Origin of the sequence: Enterobacter chengduensis, assembly GCF_001984825.2 — a bacterium.
Classification (GTDB): domain Bacteria; phylum Pseudomonadota; class Gammaproteobacteria; order Enterobacterales; family Enterobacteriaceae; genus Enterobacter; species Enterobacter chengduensis.
Genome location: NZ_CP043318.1, coordinates 2,302,824 through 2,322,222 on the forward strand (window position 1 = coordinate 2,302,824; position 19,399 = coordinate 2,322,222).

General features: G+C 58.3%; 17 protein-coding genes. 7 read left to right on the plus strand and 10 right to left on the minus strand.

The window, feature by feature from the left end:
- The first annotated feature begins 92 nt into the window (after positions 1-92).
- The 3 genes from mdtJ (at position 93) to FY206_RS11365 (ending at position 3,018) form a co-directional block, all read left to right on the plus strand.
- Positions 93-455, plus strand: coding sequence for a multidrug/spermidine efflux SMR transporter subunit MdtJ (gene mdtJ, locus FY206_RS11355; protein WP_032642593.1), 363 nt, complete (start codon positions 93-95; stop codon positions 453-455).
- A complete protein-coding gene (gene mdtI, locus FY206_RS11360; RefSeq protein ID WP_032640530.1) occupies positions 442-771 on the plus strand; it encodes a multidrug/spermidine efflux SMR transporter subunit MdtI in 330 nt (109 codons plus the stop codon). Before mdtJ ends, mdtI begins: the two co-directional genes overlap by 14 nt.
- Before the next feature lie 84 nt (positions 772-855).
- A complete protein-coding gene (locus FY206_RS11365) occupies positions 856-3,018 on the plus strand; it encodes a bifunctional diguanylate cyclase/phosphodiesterase (RefSeq protein ID WP_032640527.1) in 2,163 nt (720 codons plus the stop codon).
- Position 3,019: 1 nt separating this feature from the next.
- Here FY206_RS11365 and FY206_RS11370 read toward each other — a convergent pair whose 3' ends face one another.
- From FY206_RS11370 to puuD, 9 genes are all read right to left on the minus strand, one after another.
- Positions 3,020-3,841: a trypsin-like serine peptidase gene (locus FY206_RS11370; protein ID WP_032640525.1), complete on the minus strand. Its 822-nt coding sequence runs from the start codon at positions 3,839-3,841 to the stop codon at positions 3,020-3,022.
- A 102-nt stretch (positions 3,842-3,943) separates the two neighbouring features.
- On the minus strand, positions 3,944-4,027 hold the full coding sequence (gene ydgU, locus FY206_RS25905) for a small membrane protein YdgU (protein WP_021241182.1): 84 nt from the start codon (positions 4,025-4,027) through the stop codon (positions 3,944-3,946).
- A 93-nt stretch (positions 4,028-4,120) separates the two neighbouring features.
- Positions 4,121-4,495, minus strand: coding sequence for an acid resistance repetitive basic protein Asr (gene asr / locus FY206_RS11375; protein ID WP_032642591.1), 375 nt, complete (start codon positions 4,493-4,495; stop codon positions 4,121-4,123).
- Between the two features lie 564 nt (positions 4,496-5,059).
- A complete protein-coding gene (locus tag FY206_RS11380) occupies positions 5,060-6,547 on the minus strand; it encodes a carboxypeptidase M32 (RefSeq protein WP_032640523.1) in 1,488 nt (495 codons plus the stop codon).
- Between the two features lie 123 nt (positions 6,548-6,670).
- Entirely contained in the window at positions 6,671-7,942 is a 1,272-nt protein-coding gene (gene puuE, locus FY206_RS11385) for a 4-aminobutyrate transaminase (protein WP_032640520.1), read from the minus strand.
- 25 nt (positions 7,943-7,967) lie between these two features.
- Positions 7,968-9,248, minus strand: coding sequence for an NAD(P)/FAD-dependent oxidoreductase (locus tag FY206_RS11390; protein WP_077064344.1), 1,281 nt, complete (start codon positions 9,246-9,248; stop codon positions 7,968-7,970).
- Positions 9,245-10,738, minus strand: a complete 1,494-nt coding sequence (puuC, locus tag FY206_RS11395; RefSeq protein ID WP_032640515.1) for an aldehyde dehydrogenase PuuC — start codon at positions 10,736-10,738, stop codon at positions 9,245-9,247. Before puuC ends, FY206_RS11390 begins: the two co-directional genes overlap by 4 nt.
- A gap of 157 nt (positions 10,739-10,895) precedes the next feature.
- Complete coding sequence (gene puuR / locus FY206_RS11400; protein WP_013096835.1) at positions 10,896-11,453, minus strand: HTH-type transcriptional regulator PuuR; 558 nt, start codon at positions 11,451-11,453, stop codon at positions 10,896-10,898.
- 25 nt (positions 11,454-11,478) lie between these two features.
- On the minus strand, positions 11,479-12,243 hold the full coding sequence (puuD, locus tag FY206_RS11405) for a gamma-glutamyl-gamma-aminobutyrate hydrolase (RefSeq protein ID WP_023292584.1): 765 nt from the start codon (positions 12,241-12,243) through the stop codon (positions 11,479-11,481).
- 213 nt (positions 12,244-12,456) lie between these two features.
- Between puuD and FY206_RS11410 the strand changes: the two genes are divergently transcribed.
- On the plus strand, positions 12,457-13,875 hold the full coding sequence (locus FY206_RS11410) for a glutamine synthetase family protein (RefSeq protein ID WP_032640513.1): 1,419 nt from the start codon (positions 12,457-12,459) through the stop codon (positions 13,873-13,875).
- 356 nt (positions 13,876-14,231) lie between these two features.
- Positions 14,232-15,623 carry an APC family permease gene (locus FY206_RS11420; RefSeq protein WP_077064343.1) on the plus strand — a complete coding sequence of 464 codons (1,392 nt, stop codon included), beginning with the start codon at positions 14,232-14,234 and terminating at the stop codon, positions 15,621-15,623.
- A gap of 58 nt (positions 15,624-15,681) precedes the next feature.
- Here the strand turns inward: FY206_RS11420 and FY206_RS11425 are convergent, their stop codons facing one another.
- Positions 15,682-16,935: an MFS transporter gene (locus FY206_RS11425; protein ID WP_032640508.1), complete on the minus strand. Its 1,254-nt coding sequence runs from the start codon at positions 16,933-16,935 to the stop codon at positions 15,682-15,684.
- 121 nt (positions 16,936-17,056) lie between these two features.
- Here FY206_RS11425 and FY206_RS11430 point away from each other — a divergent pair, with 121 nt between their 5' ends.
- The gene (locus tag FY206_RS11430; RefSeq protein ID WP_032640506.1) at positions 17,057-17,989 is read left to right on the plus strand and encodes a LysR family transcriptional regulator; all 933 of its coding nucleotides are present in this window, start codon (positions 17,057-17,059) and stop codon (positions 17,987-17,989) included.
- Positions 17,990-18,083: 94 nt separating this feature from the next.
- Positions 18,084-19,304, plus strand: a complete 1,221-nt coding sequence (gene mlc / locus FY206_RS11435) for a sugar metabolism global transcriptional regulator Mlc (RefSeq protein ID WP_032640504.1) — start codon at positions 18,084-18,086, stop codon at positions 19,302-19,304.
- Positions 19,305-19,399: the final 95 nt, after the last annotated feature.

Here is a 19,399-nt window from a genome sequence, read left to right on the forward strand (position 1 = left end):
TAAGCGCTTAGCTGTTTGATTTCAATTCGTATTTTTGGGTTTGCTGCATGCAGTGAGCCACAATGGATTATATTCTCAAGCAGGAGAAAAACATGTTTTACTGGATCCTATTAGCGCTGGCTATTATCGCTGAAATAACCGGCACGCTTTCTATGAAATGGGCAAGCATCAGCGATGGCAACACCGGTTTTATTTTGATGCTGGTGATGATTTCACTTTCTTATATTTTCCTCTCGTTTGCGGTGAAAAAAATTGCGCTGGGCGTCGCGTATGCCCTGTGGGAAGGGATCGGTATTTTGTTGATTACGCTGTTCAGCGTGCTGATATTTGACGAAACATTAACAACAATGAAGATCGCCGGATTAACGACGCTGGTCGCGGGTATTGTGCTGATTAAGTCCGGTACCCGTAAACCGGGTAAACAGCCGAAGGAGCAGAACCATGCAGCAGTTTGAGTGGGTTCATGCGGCCTGGCTGGGGCTCGCCATCGTGCTGGAAATTCTGGCAAACGTTCTGCTGAAATTCTCCGACGGTTTTCGCCGTAAACTGTACGGCCTGATGTCGATTGCCGCGGTTCTGGGGGCGTTCAGCGCCCTGTCGCAGGCGGTAAAAGGGATCGATCTTTCGGTCGCCTATGCGCTGTGGGGCGGTTTTGGTATCGCCGCCACGCTGGCCGCTGGCTGGGTGCTCTTCGGCCAGCGTTTAAATAACAAGGGCTGGATCGGGCTGGTACTGCTGCTTGCCGGTATGATTATGATAAAACTTGCCTGACGCGACTAAAGCCATCCTTTACGGGCAGCGAAATTCGCTGCCTGTATTACGCTTAGAAAAAGAGAGCATTGAAGAGGATGGCTGATGTATCGCACATTAAGCTGGCGCAATATTCCCAACGCGAGAACGTTGTTTGCCATGGTCTTCATGGCGGGGATCGGCTTAATCATCTCCATCGTCGCACTGCTCTATCTTTCCCTGCATCTTATCAGCACCAAAACCAATGAAATTGATGAGCACCGCACGGCGCTTTCCGTGCAGGGCGCTATTCAGACATCGGTTAACCGCGTCTCATCTCTGGTACTTGATAACGCCGTCTGGGACGACGCGGTGCGTGAGGTCTATCGTCCCACGCTGGATACCGACTGGTTGTACAGCACCTGGGGTGCCGGCTTTAAAATCAATAATCTCTATGACGGCACCTTCGTGCTGGATGAACATTTCAACGTTATCTGGGGTTCGTTTCAAAGCCGACCCTTTAACGAAAAAAATCTCGACTTCTTTGGCAAAGGCCTCAAAGCGCTTATCGCCGAGCACGGGCGAGCGCTGGCGGGTGAAAAAAATATCTATGCGGGGATCAGCCGGACGCGAAGCGGCATCGCCTTTGTCGGCATTGGGCTGATTCGCCCCATGATGGGCAGGTTACAGGTCAGCGACGGAACGCGGCGCTATCTGGTGATCACCCGCCATCTGAACGCCAGAATCTTATCCGACCTGGGGGCGACCTTTCAGATCGATAACCTTCACTTTACGCCGGAAAAAATTAACGCGCTGAGTATGCCGCTGCGCAGTTCGGCAGGGGAGCTGCTGGGCTATCTTAACTGGCAGGCCCGGCTTCCGGGGGCGCAGGCTGCCCGGGCGGCCTCCTCTGATATCAGGCAGATTGTGGTGCTGGCCTCGGGGCTCATCCTGCTTTTTATTCTGGTGAGCAGCGTGGGGCTGTACAAGCTTGCGCGCGGCGAAAGTCAGGCGCGTCTGGTCGCAAGAACCGACTGGCTGAGCCATCTGCCGAACCGACGCGCGCTTATCGAGACGCTCGATCGGGTGCGTTTGCGCGGCGATACCGACGTCAAAAGCGTGGTGTTTATCGATCTGGACGGTTTTAAAGATGTGAATGACATCTACGGCCACAGCGTGGGCGATGACCTCATCGTGGCGATAGCGAAAACGCTCAATGAACGCGTGCCGCCGGGCGGGATGCTGGCGCGCATGGGCGGGGATGAGTTCGCCATGACCATCGGCGGTGATGATGCAGAGGCTCAGGCAACCGCTTTTGCCGTTTCCGTACTGGATTATCTCGCCACCCCGGTTCAGCTGGGGGAACGGACAATCCATATCGGTGCCAGCATCGGTATCGCCAGCGGAACGCTGACGGAATGCAGCAGTTCCGAACTGTTTCGCCGCGCCGATATAGCCATGTATCACGCAAAAATGAGCGGGAAAGGGCGCATCACCCACTACGACGCGGAGCTAAACAGCGCCCGGGAACGCAAGCTGGCGATTGAAAACCAGATCCGCAGCGGTCTGGAACGCGATGAGTTTGAGGTCTGGTATCAGCCGATTATTGATGCCCGCAGTCAGGCCATGAGCAGCGTCGAAGCGCTGGTCCGCTGGCCGCGTCGCCCGGGCGGGCCGCTTGGCCCGGACACCTTTATCGCCATTGCGGAGACCAGCGGCCTGATTTACAGCCTGGGTCAGTTTGTGCTGCAGCGGGCCTGCCAGGATCTCCAGCCGTACGGTGAATTAAAGCTCTCCGTGAATATCTCCCCCGCGCAGTTCCGCGATCCTGCCTTCGAAGAAAAAGTGGCCAGCGTGCTGGAGATCACCCGCTTTCCGGCCCACCGCCTGCAGCTTGAGGTCACGGAGTCGTATGTGCTGGAAAATCCGGAGCGTGCCCGCATGGCGATTGCCAATCTTAAAGCGCTGGGCACCGCGGTGGCGCTGGACGACTTTGGCACCGGCTATTCCAGCATTGGCTATTTACGGCGCTTTAACTTCGACACCATCAAGATCGATAAATCCCTGGCCGGGCTGGTGGACAACGATGAACAGGCGGCCGCGCTGGTGAGCGGCACGGTGCGGATTGCCAACGCGCTTGGGATGTCGGTGGTTGCAGAAGGGGTGGAGAACGAGAAGCAAATGAAACTGCTGCGGCTGGCTGGCTGCGATCAACTGCAGGGTTTTTGGTTCAGCCAGCCGATGCCGATAGAGTCAATCAGAGCGTTACGGAAGGTCAAACGCTGCTGATTTACTGCTTCGCAAGCGCCTCCAGCTGGTCGCGGAAGCCGGTAACGGACAGGGCCCGGTTATCCGCGCGCCACCGGTCTTTTGCCGCCGGAGCAGAACTCTGGACACCAATCAGCTGCCAGCCCTGGTCGGTTTTCAGCATCAAGGGTGAACCGCTGTCACCCGGCAACGTATCGCACTGGTGCGAGAGTACGCTGGTTTGCGCCCAGCCCGTCACAATACAGTCGGTGTGCGTATAAAGCGTATCCAGATGGTCGACAGGATAGCCTGACTGCGTCACCTTTCGGTCGGCGGCTTTCAGCGCGGCCGTAAGCGCGGCTTTGTCACCGTCAAATAGCGGCAGCGGCGTAATGCCGGAAGGCGGGTAGCGTAAAATAATCAGGCCAAAATCCCACGAGGCGGCCGCCGGTGGCACTATCCAGCCGTCGCCGTCCGGCTTCAGGCGTTTACCGAGAGACGGATCGACCCGTCCTTCAATGCCGTGAATTTCATAGCGCCAGGTCCCTTTTTGCGACACGAACCGCAGGGCAACCGCTTTATCCGGCTTGCCGTTTGGGGGCGTTAACAGACAGTGGCCTGCCGTGAGGGCAAGCTGCGGGGTGATCAGCGTCGCGGTACACAGGTTACCGCTGGCGGTTTCCAGTTGACCGATAGCATCCCAGGGGGCCTGAGTAGGATCGGCGACGCGCGTACGATCGTCATGACCGAAAAAAAGCGTCTTAAGCTCTTTTTGGCTAATGGCGTCATCACCGCCATCATCCGCATGTGAGAATCCAGAAAAAAGGCTAAACGTTCCCAGTAACAGCACAACAGATTTACGCATATCACACTCTGGTGGGGGTAATTATGATTATTAAAAGTGAACCCTATGAAAATACTATAGACGGGACAGCGCTAAAGTGGGAGTAAAATCAGCGTGCTACAATCAGGAAAGATAAAAATGGCTGGCGATGAGCGCGCATAAAATAAGCAGGATCAGGATCAGCTCAAACCGATAGCGTCGCAGCATACGCCCTCCGGATAAAAAAAACGGCGCGGAACCTGTTCCGGTTCAGCGCCGGTTTACCAACGTGCCCCGAAGGGCACGGTTTAGCTTGTACGCTTACGCAGCTGGCTGTGCAGCGGGTTTAGCAGCTTCGTGTTTTACTGCTTTTTTGTGATGCTTTTTAGCGGCCTGCGCTTTTTGCTCTACAGCCGGTTTAGCGGCTTTCTTGTGGTGCTTTTTGGCAGCCTGCGCTTTCTGCTCTACAGCCGGTTTAGCGGCTTTTTTGTGGTGCTTTTTAGCGGCCTGCGCTTTCTGCTCTGCAGCAGGTTTAGCGGCTTTATGGTGTTTCTTATGATGTACGGTTTTGGCTGGCGCAGCAGTGGTCGTTGCAGCTGGTGCAGCGGCCGCCGGGGCAGCAGTGGTTTCAGCAGCAAACGCAGCAGAAGACAGACCCATAGCAGCGGCAACAACCAGAGCTAATACTTTTTTCATGTTCATACCCTCGAATTTGGTTTTTCATTTAACCCCACTGCGGGGCCGTTGAAATAACTATATCCCTGTAAACTCGGGGTTTCCGTGAGTGATTGGTATCGGCGTGTAACCATATGTACATTGCCGGGGTTCCCCACAAAATAATGCCAGCACGGACGCCCCCCTCTCCCTTGAGGGAGAGGGCTGGGGTGAGGGGGAACATACGGCTGTGGTGGTCATTCCGTTCACTTTATGTTCCTTGCTACTCTGTAACGACCACACCGGTGAACGTGCCAGGGCGGCTCAGTCGCCGCCGCCCTGGCAACCCGGGCTCCCGGCGGTAAATCGCCGCTGCGCGGTACCTTCGGCTTATTCCTTCCGGCTTATCGGGGACGGGCGGAGGTAACGTCCCTGTAAAGCCCGCCCTCTCGGCGCATCCATGCGCCTCGCCCCGGCCTTACGGAAACGCCTCAGCGATTCACAGCCGGACCAGGGCATCGCTGAAAGCCTTTAGTCGTTCTGAAACAAGGTTATCGCTTCTGCTTAAAAAATTTACTGGCGGTTCCTCACCCCTTGCCAAACAGATTACAAGTAGCGGGAAGTGAGATGTTCGCGGAAGTAACGAATATTCAGATCTTCACCCGTTGCCTGCGTAATCAACTGCGACGTGCTGAAGCGGCTGCCGTGCTGCCAGATGTTCTGGCGCAGCCAGTCAAACAGCGCCGAAAAATCACCTTCAGCGATGGAAGCCTGCAGGCCCGGCAGCGCCGTTTTCGCGGCATGGAACAGCTGCGCGGCATACATGGCGCCAAGCGTGTAGGACGGGAAGTAGCCAAAACCGCCGTCTGTCCAGTGGATATCCTGCATACAGCCGTTGCGGTAGTTATCTTTGGTCGATAATCCGAGCCAGGCCTGCATTTTCTCATCCCACAGGGCGGGAATCTCGTCCACCTCAATCTCGCCGTTGATCAGCGCGCGCTCGATCTCATAGCGCAGCACCACGTGTGCCGGGTAGCTCACTTCGTCCGCATCGACGCGGATATAGCCCGGCTTCACGCGCTGGTTCCAGGCAATAAAGTTCTCTTCACTGAACGCCGCCTGGCTGCCAAAGCGGGCGTGCACCTCAGGGAGCAGATGCCTGAGGAAGGCTTCGCTGCGTCCCAGCTGCATCTCGAAGAACAGGCTCTGGGATTCGTGGATCGCGGTTGAGCGGGCAAGAGCAATGGGCTGTCCTGCCCACGCGCGCGGCAGGTTCTGCTCGTAGCGCGCGTGTCCGGTTTCGTGGATCACGCCAAACAGCGCGCTGAGCAGTTCGTTTTCGTCATAGCGCGTGGTGATGCGCACGTCCTCCGGTACGCCGCCGCAGAACGGGTGCGCGCTCACGTCCAGGCGACCGCCGTTAAAATCGAAGCCGAGCATCTTCATGGCTTCCAGGCCCAGCTCACGCTGTGTCGCCGTCGGGAAGGGGCCTTGCGGGGGAGTAAAGGCGCGCTGGGCCTGTTTTTCCACCACGTTGGCCAGCAGGTCCGGCAGCCAGGATTTCATGTCGCCGAACAGGACGTCCAGACGCGCGCTGGTCATGTCGGGTTCAAAAATATCCAGCAGCGCGTCGTACGGCGTACAGCCTTTGGCTTCCGCCCGCAGGCGAGCCTCTTCGCGGCTGAGTTTCACCACCTCTTTCAGGTTGGCGGAAAAGCCCTGCCAGTCGTTGGCCGGGCGCTGCGTACGCCAGGCGTGTTCGCACCTGCTGCCCGCCAGCGATTTGGCCTCCACCAGCGATTCCGGCAGCAGGGTGGCCTGCTGGTAGTGGCGCGTCATTTCCCGCAGGTTGGCCTGTTCGACGTCATTCAGATCTTCCCCTGCCGCCGCCGCTAACAGATCGCCGACCTTTTTATCGGTCAGGATCTGGTGCTGCAGGACGCTCATTTCCGCCAGCGCCTCGCCGCGCGCGGCGCTGCCGCCCGGCGGCATCATGGTGAACATGTCCCAGCTGGCGATGGAGGAGAGGTGCGAGAAGCGGGACAGGCGCTGGAAGGTTTTCACAAGTGACTGATAGGTTGATGATTTTTGCAATTCTTATTACCTCTTGCCGGGGATGTGTTTCAGGGAGCATACAATGAAACGGACCTAATTCCCCAACACTTCCTCCGTGGAAACCGTCTTCCGGCAGTCCGGGAGACGGTTCTCAGTGGGCACTTAGGCCTTATCACGCATAACCTGTTGCAGGATCGCCAGCGCCTGGGTGAACTGGGCATCCGGAATGGTCAGCGGATAAAGGAAGCGGATCACGTTGCCGTACTGGCCGCAGATCAATAGCAGCAGGCCCTGGGCGAGCGCCTTTTGCTGGATAGCCTGCGCGATGGCGGCCGAAGGTTGACGGCTCTCGGGATCAAAAAACTCCGCCGCAATCATCGATCCTCTTCCCCTTATTGCCACGAGCGCGGGGAAGGTGCCCTGAATTTCCTCCAGCGTAGCGTTCAGCCGCTCGCCCAGAAGGCGGGCGCGGGCGCAGAGCGACTCGCTGTCGATAATATTCAGCACCGCGTGCGCGGCGGCCACCGCAAGCGGGTTGCCGGCATAGGTTCCCCCCAGGCCGCCGGGAGCCGGCGCATCCATGATCTCAGCGCGGCCCACCACGCCGGACAGCGGCATTCCGCCCGCCAGGCTTTTAGCCATCGTCATCAGGTCGGGCTTGTCCGCGTAGTGTTCCATGGCAAACAGTTTACCCGTGCGGGCGAAGCCGCTTTGCACTTCGTCGGCAATCATCACGATCCCGTGCTCGTCACAGATCCGGCGGATGGCGGCCACCAGCTCTGGCGGAGCGACGTTGAACCCGCCTTCACCCTGAATGGGTTCAAAAATAATCGCCGCCACCTGTTTCGCCTCAATATCGGCTTTGAACAGGCGTTCTATCGCCGTGACGGCATCCTGCGTCGTGATGCCGTGCAGCTCGGAAGGATACGGCACGTGATAAACCGACGCCGGGAAGGGGCCAAATCCCAGCTTGTAGGGCGCGACCTTGCCGGTGAGCGCCATGGTCATATAGGTTCGGCCGTGAAAGCCGCCCCCGAAGGCAATCACACCCGGTCTGCCGGTGTGGGCCCGGGCGATTTTAATGGCGTTTTCCACCGCTTCCGCGCCCGTGGTAAAGAACGCCGTTTTGGCCGGGCCCTGCACCGGGGCCAGCTCGTTAAGCTTTTCGGCTAATGAAACGTAGCTTTCATACGGCACAATCTGGTAGGCCGAGTGGGTGAACTGGTGCAGCTGTTTTTCCACCGCGGCTACCAGTTCTGGGTGACGATGGCCGGTATTCAGTACCGCGATCCCGGCGGCGAAATCAATATAGTCGTTGCCTTCCACGTCGGTAAGCGTGGCATTCTCCGCCGAGCGGGCAAAGAAATTACACATTACGCCTACGCCGCGCGGGGTGGCAGAAAGTCTGCGCTGATGAAATTCCTGGTTACTCATGTCATATACCCTTTTGTCGAAACGATCATACGCCAAGACGATCGCGCAGGCTGTAATACGCCGCGCCCATCGCCGTGAAGGGGATCCGCAGGCTGCGGCCGCCCGGGAAGGGGTAGTGCGGGAGGTTGGCAAACGCATCAAAGCGCTCGGCGTCACCGCGCAACAGTTCCGAGATCAGCCGTCCGGCCAGGTGGGTGCAGGTCACCCCGTGGCCGCTGTAGCCCTGCATGTAATAGATGTTTTTATCCAGACGACCAAACTGCGGCATACGCGACAGGGTCAGCAGGAAGTTGCCCGTCCAGCGGTAGTCGATTTTGACGCCAGCCAGCTGAGGGAAGGTTTTCAGCAGCTTTGGCATCACCAGGCGCTCGACATCGTCCGGATCGCGCGCGCCATAGACGACGCCGCCGCCGTACAGCAGACGGTTGTCGGCGGTGAGACGGTAGTAGTCCAGCAGGTAGTTGCAATCTTCCACGCAGTAGTTATTGGGGATCAGCGTGCGGGCGACCTCTTCCGGCAGCGGGGCGGTGGTGACCACCTGCGTGCCGCAGGGCATGCTGCGTTTTGCCAGCTCCGGTTCGATTTTATCGCCCAGATAGGCATTTCCGGCGACGATGACGTACCGGGCCGTCACCTGACCATGCCGCGTGCTGACCACGGCCGGGCTGGTGTGCTGAATGGCGGTCACCGGGGACTGTTCATACACCCGCCCGCCGTTCAGGCGAATGGCGTCCGCTTCGCCGATCGCCAGGTTAAGCGGATGAATGTGCCCCCCGCTACGGTCCAGCAGCGCGCCGGTATAGCGTTCGCTGTCGACTTCCCGGCGGATGGCGTTGGCGTCCAGCAGATCCAGCTGCGTGTTGCCGTAGCGTTCCCAGTTGGCTTTTTGCTCTTCCAGCGTCTCCAGCTGCTTATGGTTTAGCGCCACAAACAGCCCGCCGGGACGATAATCGCACTGGATCTGATAGCGCTGAATACGCTCCCGGATGATTTCCCCGCCTTCAAACATCATGCTCCCGAGGGCTCTGGCAGCATCGTGGCCATAGTTTTTCTCAATCACGTCGATATCGCGGCTGTAGGAGTTAACCAGCTGGCCGCCGTTGCGCCCGCTGGCGCCAAAGCCGATGCGTGCCCCCTCAAGGAGCACCACGTCGTAGCCCATTTCGGCGAGATGCAGCGCGGAGGAGAGGCCGGTATAGCCGCCGCCCACCACGCACACGTCGCAGCTGATCGACTCGCTAAGCGTCGGGAAAGGTTCGTACGCGTTCGCGCTGGCCGCGTAGTAGCTGGTGGTATGTTCGGTCATGATTGAGGCTCCAGGGCAATCCAGATGGTTTTCAGTTCGGTGAATTTTTCGAGCGCGTGCAGGGACTTATCGCGACCGTTACCGCTCTGCTTATAGCCGCCAAAGGGTACGGTCATATCCCCGTCGTTATAGTTATTGACGAAGACCGAGCCGGCCTTCAGGCGGCGGCTCATGCGGTGCGCGCGGGAGAGATCGCGGGTCCAGACCGCCGCGCCAAGCCCGTATTCACTGTCGTTGGCCAGCGTTAAGGCTTCCTCTTCGGTTTTAAAACGGGTGACGACCAGCACCGGCCCGAAAATCTCTTCCCGGCACAGGGGGGAGTCGGGCTCGAGGTCGACAAAAATGGTTGGACCGACTGCGGAAGGCCATGATTGTTCCCGCCCGTCCAGCAGCAGCGAGCCTTTCCGGGCTCCTTCGCGAATAAACGTGTGGACGGTATCGGCGTGCGCGGCGTCAATGAGCATGCCCATCGTGCTGTCGGGGTCGAGCGGATCGCCCGGCTGCCAGTGACGGGCCTGCGCTTTCAGCTTTGTCAGGAATTCATCGGCGATGCTGTCTTCGAGCAGCAGGCGGGTACCGGCGATACAGACTTGCCCCTGGTTGTAAAAAATGCCGGCGGCGGTCGCGCTCACGGCCTTGTCCAGGTCAGGACAGTCGGCAAAGATAATGTTGGCGCTTTTGCCGCCAGCCTCCAGCCAGACGCGCTTCATGTTGCTTTCTCCGGCGTCCTTCAACAGCTGCTTGCCGGTTCGGGTCGAGCCGGTAAACGTCAGCACCTCGACCTCCGGATGCAGCGCCAGCGCCTGGCCCGCTTCGTGGCCGTAACCGCTTATCACATTCAGCACGCCGTCCGGCAGGCCCGCTTCTTTCGCCAGCCCGGCCAGGCGCAGGGCGGTGAGGGGCGATTTCTCCGACGGCTTCAACACCACGCTATTGCCCGCGATCAGCGCCGGGCCCAGCTTCCAGCAGGCCAGCAGCAGCGGGAAGTTCCAGGGGACGATGGCGGCGACAACCCCGATCGGCTCGCGCACGATCATCGCCAGCTCGCCCGGCCCGGTAGGCGCCACTTCGCCATAGACTTTATCCGCCGCTTCGGCGTACCAGCGGATGGCGCGCGCCGCGCCGGGAATATCGTCGCGCAGGCTGTGGCGAATGGGTTTGCCGGTGTCCAGGGTTTCCAGCAAGGCCAGCTCTTCGCCGTGGCGTTCCATCAAATCGGCGAGCTTGTTGAGCACGTATTTGCGCTGCGCCGGGGACGCCTGCGACCAGTCGCCGCGCTCGAATACCTCACGCGCGGCCTGAACCGCGCGGTCTACGTCCGCCTGCTTGCCCCGGGCGACGTTCGCCAGCGTCTTTTGGGTCGCAGGATTGACGGTGTCAAACGTGGTATTATCGGCGGCGTCGCAATAGGCACCGTTAATAAATAATCGGGTCTCAATGGCGCTGTTTTTTGCTTTATCCTGCCAGTAAGTCAGGTGCTGAAAATGCATATTCACTCCTTTCTTTCGCAATCAGATAAATAAAGTCATGGCCGTTTCAGGCAATACGAAGCCGTAAGGCATCCCGGGAATTAACCCGTAAAATGCCGATATCGATCGTTTTTATGTGTCCCGGCGTAAGCGCGCTTACGCCGGGAACGAGTGGTGATTAGAACGTGGTGGGGGTGTGGGCACTGATAATGCGGCAGATGCCTGCCGAGGTATTGCTGAAGCTGTGCGGTATGCCGGTATTGATGGCATAGCTCTGCCCCGCAACCAGGTGATAAGGCTGGCCATTTATGGTCAGCACTATTTCACCTTCCAGTATCGTACCGATCTCCTCACCCTGGTGTTTGATCCTCTCTCCGGTCGTGGTTCCAGGCTGGTAAGTTTCAAAAATCATCGCCAGCGTACGGTTCGGATTTCCGTTATGAACCAGCTTCATCGAAACCCCCTGACTGCCAATTTCGATAAGGTCTTCCTGATTAATAACCACCTGCGGTTCATCAGGTTTTTCCGGTTCCGAAAAGAATTCCGAGAGCGACAGCCCATAAACTTTCAGCAGCTTTTGCAGCGTACTGATGGCAGGACTGACTTTATCCTGCTCAATGGTGCTGATGGCACTGTGTGTTAACCCAGACAGTTCGGCGGCACGCCGCTGCGAGAGACCCAGCTGCTGGCGGATCTCAGACAGACGTTTCCCTGGCGCCAGTCCGTCATCGCTCATAGTTGCATTTCCTTTACGGTAGTGGTCAAAGCCGTTGCTTCTCGGCAATGTGGCTTTGACAGGCGGTGATAAAACCTTCAAACAACATACGGGACAGGGCGTACTCGCTGCTGTTCCATTCGGGGTGCCATTGCACGCCGAGGGCAAAAGGATGGTCATGAACGCTAACCGCTTCGACCAGCCCGTCCGTCGAGCGGGCCTCCACGCGAAGCCGTGGTCCTAACGTCCGTGCACCTTGCCCGTGTAACGAGTTTACCCAAAATGTGTTACAGCCAGGTATTAATTGAGACAGCAGTCCTCCCTCCTGAACCTGAACTTCATGAGACGGGGCGTATTGTAGCTCAACCGGCAACTCAGGATCTTCCCGGTGCTCAAGCAGGTCGTTCTGCTCGAACAGGCGACGATACAGCGTCCCTCCCGTCGCAACAACCAGCTCCTGCAGCCCCCGGCAGATGGCGAAAATGGGGATGCGCCTTTCGAGCGCGGCGGCAATCAGCGCCATACTCAGAAGATCTCGCCCGGGATCGGCGTCAGGCTCATCGCCGTTTTCACCATAAAGGTGCGGCTGCACGTTACTTGGGCTGCCCGGCAGATAAATTCCGTCCAGGGTTGGCAGCAGCGCGGTAAGCAGCTCTGGCTCTGCGAGCGCATGCGGTAGGGCAATCGGTAAGCCCCCCGCGTTAATAATGGCATTCAGGTACTTTTCTTGCAGGGTTTGGGTCTCATGACCCTTAAGCCTGTTTCTACACATCACCACGCCAATGACTGGCTTGTTCATTATATTTTCCATGATCGCCCTCACAAAGTGGACTAAATTTAGGCCATTTTCGCCTGCCAAACGGCCTTTTCGTTCAATATTTTCTCAATCTAGCAACGGGATCTGGCTTTTGCAAACTTAATTTAACATTTGACAAACAATTTATTTGCATACAGATTCGATAGAGTGGACATTATATTTGACGGTCCAGCGCAGCGAACACACATCCCAAAACGGTGGTAAATCATGGAAACCAATATCGTAGAAGTTGAGAACTTTGTGCAGCACACGGAAGAGAGGCGGGGCAGCGCCTTTACGCAGGAAGTGAAGCGCTATTTAGAAAAGTATCCTGACACCCAGTTTATTGATGTCCTCCTGACCGACCTGAACGGCTGTTTTCGCGGTAAACGCATCCCGGTTGCCGGACTGAGCAAACTTGAAAAAGGCTGCTATTTCCCGGCATCAGTTTTCGCCATGGACATTTTGGGTAACGTCGTGGAAGAGGCGGGCCTGGGGCAGGAGCTCGGCGAGCCGGACTGCATCTGCGTGCCGGTGCCGGGTACCCTGACGCCGTCCGCCGCCGACCCGGAATACATTGGTCAGGTGCAGCTCACCATGGTCGATGAAGATGGCGCTCCCTTTGACGTTGAGCCGCGGAACGTACTCAACCGACTCTGGCAGCAGCTGCGCCAGCGCGGTCTGTTCCCCGTGGTAGCGGTAGAGCTGGAGTTCTATTTACTTGACCGTAAACGCGATGCCGACGGCTATCTGCAGCCACCCTGCGCGCCGGGCACCGACGTGCGCAACACGCAAAGTCAGGTCTACTCGGTTGATAATCTCAACCACTTTGCGGACGTGCTGAACGACATTGACGAACTAGCGCAGCTGCAGCTTATCCCCGCCGACGGCGCGGTGGCCGAGGCCTCCCCGGGCCAGTTTGAGATTAACCTGCACCACACGGAAAACGTGCTCGATGCCTGCGACGATGCGCTGGCGCTAAAGCGTCTCGTCAGGCAGATGGCGGAAAAACATAAGATGCACGCCACGTTTATGGCAAAGCCGTATGAAGAGCATGCGGGCAGCGGGATGCATATCCACATTAGCATGCAGAACAACCGAGGCGAAAACGTGCTCGCAGACGCCAGCGGCGAGGATTCCGCGCTGCTGAAACGCGCGCTGGCCGGGATGATCGATCTGATGCCAGCCTCCATGGCGCTGCTGGCACCGAACGTTAACTCGTACCGCCGTTTCCAGCCGGGTATGTACGTGCCGACGCAGGCGTCATGGGGACACAACAACCGCACGGTTGCCCTGCGCATCCCCTGCGGCGATCGCCATAACCATCGGGTCGAGTACCGGGTGGCGGGCGCAGACGCGAACCCGTATCTGGTGATGGCGGCAATTTTTGCCGGCATTTTGCACGGGCTGGACAACGATTTACCGCTGCAGGAAGAGGTGGAAGGCAACGGTCTGGAGCAGGACGGCCTGCCGTTCCCGATTCGTCAGAGCGATGCGCTGTGGGAGTTTATGCAAAACGATAGCCTCCGCGAGCGGCTGGGCGAACGTTTCTGCCACGTCTATCACGCCTGCAAAAACGATGAATTGCTGCAGTTTGAGCGCCTGATCACCGAAACTGAAATCGAGTGGATGTTGAAAAACGCCTGATGACGTGCCCCGGCTAGGGGCCGCTTTGTTACATCTTGTACGTATTACCATACGGCCTGCGCGGAGCCTGGCCGAACTGTTCGCTGGCACGCCAGCTATCTCCCGGGAGTCGCGTTATGGAGCGCAGGCGGCACAGGGATTTTCTTAACGACACTGTGTGACGAGGTAGGAAATGATGCAGATGTTCAACTATCCGCAGGGCGAAGGGGGCCAGTCTGGCGCCTGCTGTGAGTGCGAGCCAGAGATGGTGAGCGGGTACGATCGCGTGAGTTCTTTACAACTTCCCCCTTTGCTAAGCAGGTTTGCGTTAAGGACAGCGCGATTGCAAACCACGGTAAGCATGGGGGGGACGGTTTATGGCGACTAACACCTCCCTTGACTCGCCGCGCATGGCCGGAAGAACCCGGCTGCGCAGTTCCCTCAAGCTCTGGCAGGTGGTCATGATGGGGCTGGCTTACCTCACCCCGATGACCGTGTTTGATACCTTCGGCATTGTGTCCGGTATCAGCAACGGCCACGTGCCCGCCTCGTATCTCCTGGCGCTGGCTGGCGTCATGTTTACCGCCATCAGCTACGGCAAGCTGGTACGACAGTTCCCGGAAGCGGGCTCCGCGTACACCTACACGCAGAAATCGATCGGACCTCATCTGGGCTTTATGGTCGGCTGGTCATCGTTGCTGGACTATCTCTTCCTGCCGATGATCAACGTGCTGCTGGCGAAGATCTACCTTTCCGCGCTGTTCCCTGAAGTCCCGCCGTGGGTCTGGGTGGTGGGGTTTGTGACCATCCTGACGCTGGCGAACCTGAAGAGCGTGAATCTGGTCGCCAACTTTAACACCCTGTTTGTGCTGGTGCAGATCGCCATCATGGTGGTGTTTGTCATCCTCGTGGTGCACGGCCTGCACAAGGGGGAGGGCGTCGGCACCGTCTGGTCGCTCCAGCCGTTTATCAGCGAGAACGCCCACCTGATCCCGATTATTACCGGCGCGACGATCGTCTGCTTCTCTTTCCTCGGCTTTGACGCGGTTACCACGCTGTCGGAAGAGACGCCAAACGCGGCGCGGGTGATCCCCAAAGCCATTTTCCTGACCGCGCTGTACGGCGGGCTGATATTCATTGTTGCCTCGTTTTTCATGCAGCTCTTTTTCCCGACGATCGCGCGCTTCAAGAACCCGGACGCCGCGCTGCCGGAAATCGCGCTGTACGTGGGCGGCAAGCTCTTCCAGTCGGTGTTTCTGTGTACCACGTTTGTGAATACGCTCGCTTCAGGCCTGGCCTCGCACGCCAGCGTCTCTCGCTTACTGTACGTGATGGGGCGCGACAACGTCTTTCCGGAGCGGGTGTTTGGCTACGTGCATCCGAAATGGCGTACGCCGGCCCTGAACGTCATTATGGTAGGGATTGTGGCCCTGTCGGCCCTGTACTTTGACCTCGTGACCGCGACGGCGCTGATCAACTTCGGTGCGCTGGTGGCGTTTACGTTTGTTAACCTGTCGGTGTACAACCATTTCTGGCGGCGCCAGGGGCTCAATAAAACGTGGAAAGATCGTTTCCACTATCTTCTGCTGCCGCTCATTGGTGCCGTCACGGTCGGCGTGCTGTGGATAAACCTCGAAGCGACCTCCCTGACGCTTGGCCTCATCTGGGCGGCTCTGGGGATCCTTTACCTGACATGGCTCACGCGCCGTTTCCGAAAACCGCCTCCGCAGTTTGAGGCCGGCAAGATAGAGCAGGCCTGGGATTCCTGAAGGTGAAACGGCACCAGTACGCTGGTGCCGATTCTCTGGATATCAGCCCGCCCGCATGTTATCTCAAGCGCTGATGCAGACTTGCCCCCACCAGCAGCGCGGCACAGAGCATCAGCGCGATAAACCCGCCCACGCCGTTCCAGCCGTAGTGATGCCAGAACACGCCGCCGAGGGTCCCGGCGATGCTGGAGCCAAGATAATAGCTAAACAGATACAGCGACGACGCCTGGCCTTTGGCGCGACGGGCGCGCGGGCCAATCCAGCTGCTGGCAACCGAGTGGGCGGCGAAGAAGCCCGCGGAAAAGAGCAGCATCCCGGCAAAAATCAGCCACAGGGAGGAGAAGAGCGTCAGCAGCAGGCCGAGCAGCATCACCGCCGTGAAGACCAGCATGACCGGGCCGCGTCCGAAGCGTGCGGTCATCGCCCCGGCTTTTGGTGAGCTCCACGTGCCGGTCAAATAGGCAACCGAGAGTAGACCGACAACAGCCTGGTTCAAATGCCACGGTGAGAGCATCAGGCGATAGCCTATATAGTTAAACAGCGTGACGAAGGCGCCCATCAGCAGGAAGCCCATCAGAAACAGGCGCGGCAGCCCTTTGTCGCGCCAGTGCAGGCGGAGGTTGATAAACAGCGTTTTCGGGCGCAGGGACGTCGGGCGGAAATGGCGCGATTCCGGCAGGATTTTCCAGAACATCAGCGCGGAGGCCAGCGCGAAACACCCAATCACCGCCAGCGCAATTCGCCAGCTAAAGAAGTCCGTGAATACCCCGCTCAGCAGGCGTCCGCTCATTCCGCCGATCGAGTTCCCGCTGATGTAAAGCCCCATCGAGAAGGCAACAAAGCTCGGGTGGATCTCTTCGCTGAGATAGGTCATCCCGACCGCCGCCACGCCGCTGAGCGACAGCCCAATCAGCGCGCGCATCACCAGAATGCCGTGCCAGCTGGTCATCATGGTCGAGAGTAGCGTACAGACCGAGGCCAGCATCAGGGCGGTCACCATCACCGGTTTACGGCCAATGGCGTCGGACAGCGGCCCGGTAAAGAGCAGGCCAATTGCCAGCATCGCGGTTGAAATAGAGAGAGAAACGCTGCTGCTGGCAGGCGATACGCCAAACTCATGGGAGAGAACGGGCAGGATCGGCTGAACGCAATAGAGCAGGGCGAAGGTGGCCAGACCGGCGGAAAAGAGCGCCAGCGTGACGCGCATGAATTGTGGGGTACCGCGTTTAATGAACTGAACCGGCTGCAATGCTGAAGGTAAATCATTGATATCGCTTGCCGGATCGATATCAATGGTAGTTGTACGACTCACACAGTTTCCTTGCTTAAACATCCCCGTGATTTCTGGTGACGGGTATGACCACCTCTTCAGAGTAGGAAAATGTAAATATTCTGTCTAATATATTAATAATCTCAAATGATACTTTATAAATATGAATATCGAGCTGCGTCACCTTCGCTATTTTGTCGCCGTCGCTGAAGAGCTGCATTTTGGCCGCGCGGCGGCGCGGCTGAATATCTCTCAGCCACCGTTAAGCCAGCAGATCCAGATCCTGGAGCAGCAGGTCGGGGCGCGTCTTCTGGCCCGCACTAACCGCAGCGTGAGCCTGACGGCGGCGGGCAAGCAGTTCCTGATCGACAGCCGACAAATTCTGAGCATGGTCGATGAGGCCGCTGCCCGGGCAGAGCGGCTCTATCTCGGGGAAGCCGGCGAGCTGCGCATCGGATTTACCTCGTCCGCGCCGTTTATCAGCGCCGTCTCTGAGACCCTGTCGTCATTCCGCCGCCACTTTCCGGATGTTCATATTCAGACGCGCGAAATCAACACCCGCGAGCAGATTGCGCCGCTGAGTGAGGGGGCGCTGGATCTGGGGCTGATGCGTAACACCCAGCTCCCGGACACGCTGGCGTGGGAGGTGATCCTGCGCGAGCCGCTGATGGCGATGATCCCGCACGATCACCCGCTGGCGTCGCGTCCGGCGGTGTCGCTGGCGGAGCTGGCAAAAGAGCCGTTCGTCTTTTTTGACCCGCAGGTCGGAACGGGGCTGTATGACGATATCCTGGGGCTGATGCGCCGCTACGATCTTGCCCCGGTCATTACCCAGGAGGTGGGGGAAGCGATGACCATTATCGGTCTGGTCGCCGCCGGGCTGGGCGTGTCTATTCTTCCGGCCTCCTTTAAGCGGGTACAGTTGCGCGAAATGCGCTGGGTGACCATCGCCGAAGAGGACGCCGTTTCAGAGATGTGGCTGGTGTGGTCAAAGCATCGCGAACAGAGTCATGCCGCACAGCGATTCAAACACCAGCTAATCGGCGCCTCTGCCGGGCGACATTTCCTGGAAAAAGGGGGCGAAAATGTGCGGTAAATCACATGGCTAAGTAAATATTTGACGACGGACAGGGAAGTGCTTCACCATAGCAAACAGTTTATTTCGAAGCTCGAAAATAAGGGAGTACGAGGTGGTTGCTGATAGTCAGCCAGGGCATATCGATCAGATTAAGCAGACCAACGCTGGCGCGGTGTATCGCCTGATTGATCAGCTTGGTCCCGTTTCGCGTATCGATCTTTCGCGCCTGGCACAGCTGGCACCTGCCAGTATCACCAAGATTGTTCGCGAGATGCTGGAAGCACACCTGGTCCAGGAGACGGAAATTCAGGAGCCGGGCAGCCGTGGCCGTCCGGCCGTCGGGCTGGTGGTTGAAACAGAAGCATGGCACTACCTGTCGCTGCGCATCAGCCGCGGGGAGATCTTCCTCGCGCTGCGCGATCTCAGCAGCAAGCTGGTGGTGGAAGACCGGCTTGACCTGCCGCTTAACGCGGAGGAACCGCTCCTCGACGCGATTGTCTCACACATCGATCGCTTCTTTATTCGCCATCAGCAGCGGCTTGAACGCCTGACGGCGATTGCCATCACCATGCCGGGGATTATTGATACCGAAAACGGCATTGTTCACCGCATGCCGTTTTACGACGACGTTAAAGAGATGCCGCTGGGCGAGGTGCTGAAAAACCATACCGGCGTGCCGGTCTATATTCAGCATGACATCAGCGCCTGGACGATGGCGGAGGCGCTGTTTGGCGCGTCGCGCGGGGCGCGGGACGTGATTCAGGTCGTCATCGACCATAACGTCGGGGCGGGCGTGATCACCGACGGACGCCTTCTCCATGCCGGAAGCAGTAGCCTGGTGGAAATTGGCCACACCCAGGTCGACCCGTACGGCAAGCGCTGCTACTGCGGGAACCACGGCTGTCTGGAGACCATTGCCAGCGTGGAGAGCGTGCTGGAGCTGGCGCAGGTTCGGCTTAGCCAGTCCATGAGCTCATCGCTGCACGGACAGCCCTTAACGGTCGATTCCCTGTGCGCCGCCGCGCGTCAGGGCGATCTGCTGGCGAAGGATATCATCACCGGGGTGGGGAATAACGTTGGCCGCATTCTTGCCATTATGGTGAACCTCTTCAACCCGCAAAAAATTCTGATTGGCTCGCCGCTCAGCCAGGCGGCGGAGATCCTCTTCCCGGCGATCTCGGCCTGTATCCACCAGCAGTCGCTTCCCGCCTACAGCAAAAATATTGCGGTTGAAAGCACCCAGTTTTCTAACCAGGGCACGATGGCAGGCGCGGCGCTGGTCAAAGACGCCATGTATAACGGCTCGCTGCTGATCCGCCTGCTGCAGGGTTAACTCTTTTCCGCAGATGTACGAAAAATTGCGCTATCTCAAGCCGGGTAGCGCACGCATCCCGTAGACTTCCTCCACTGAATTATTTACCTGGTTTA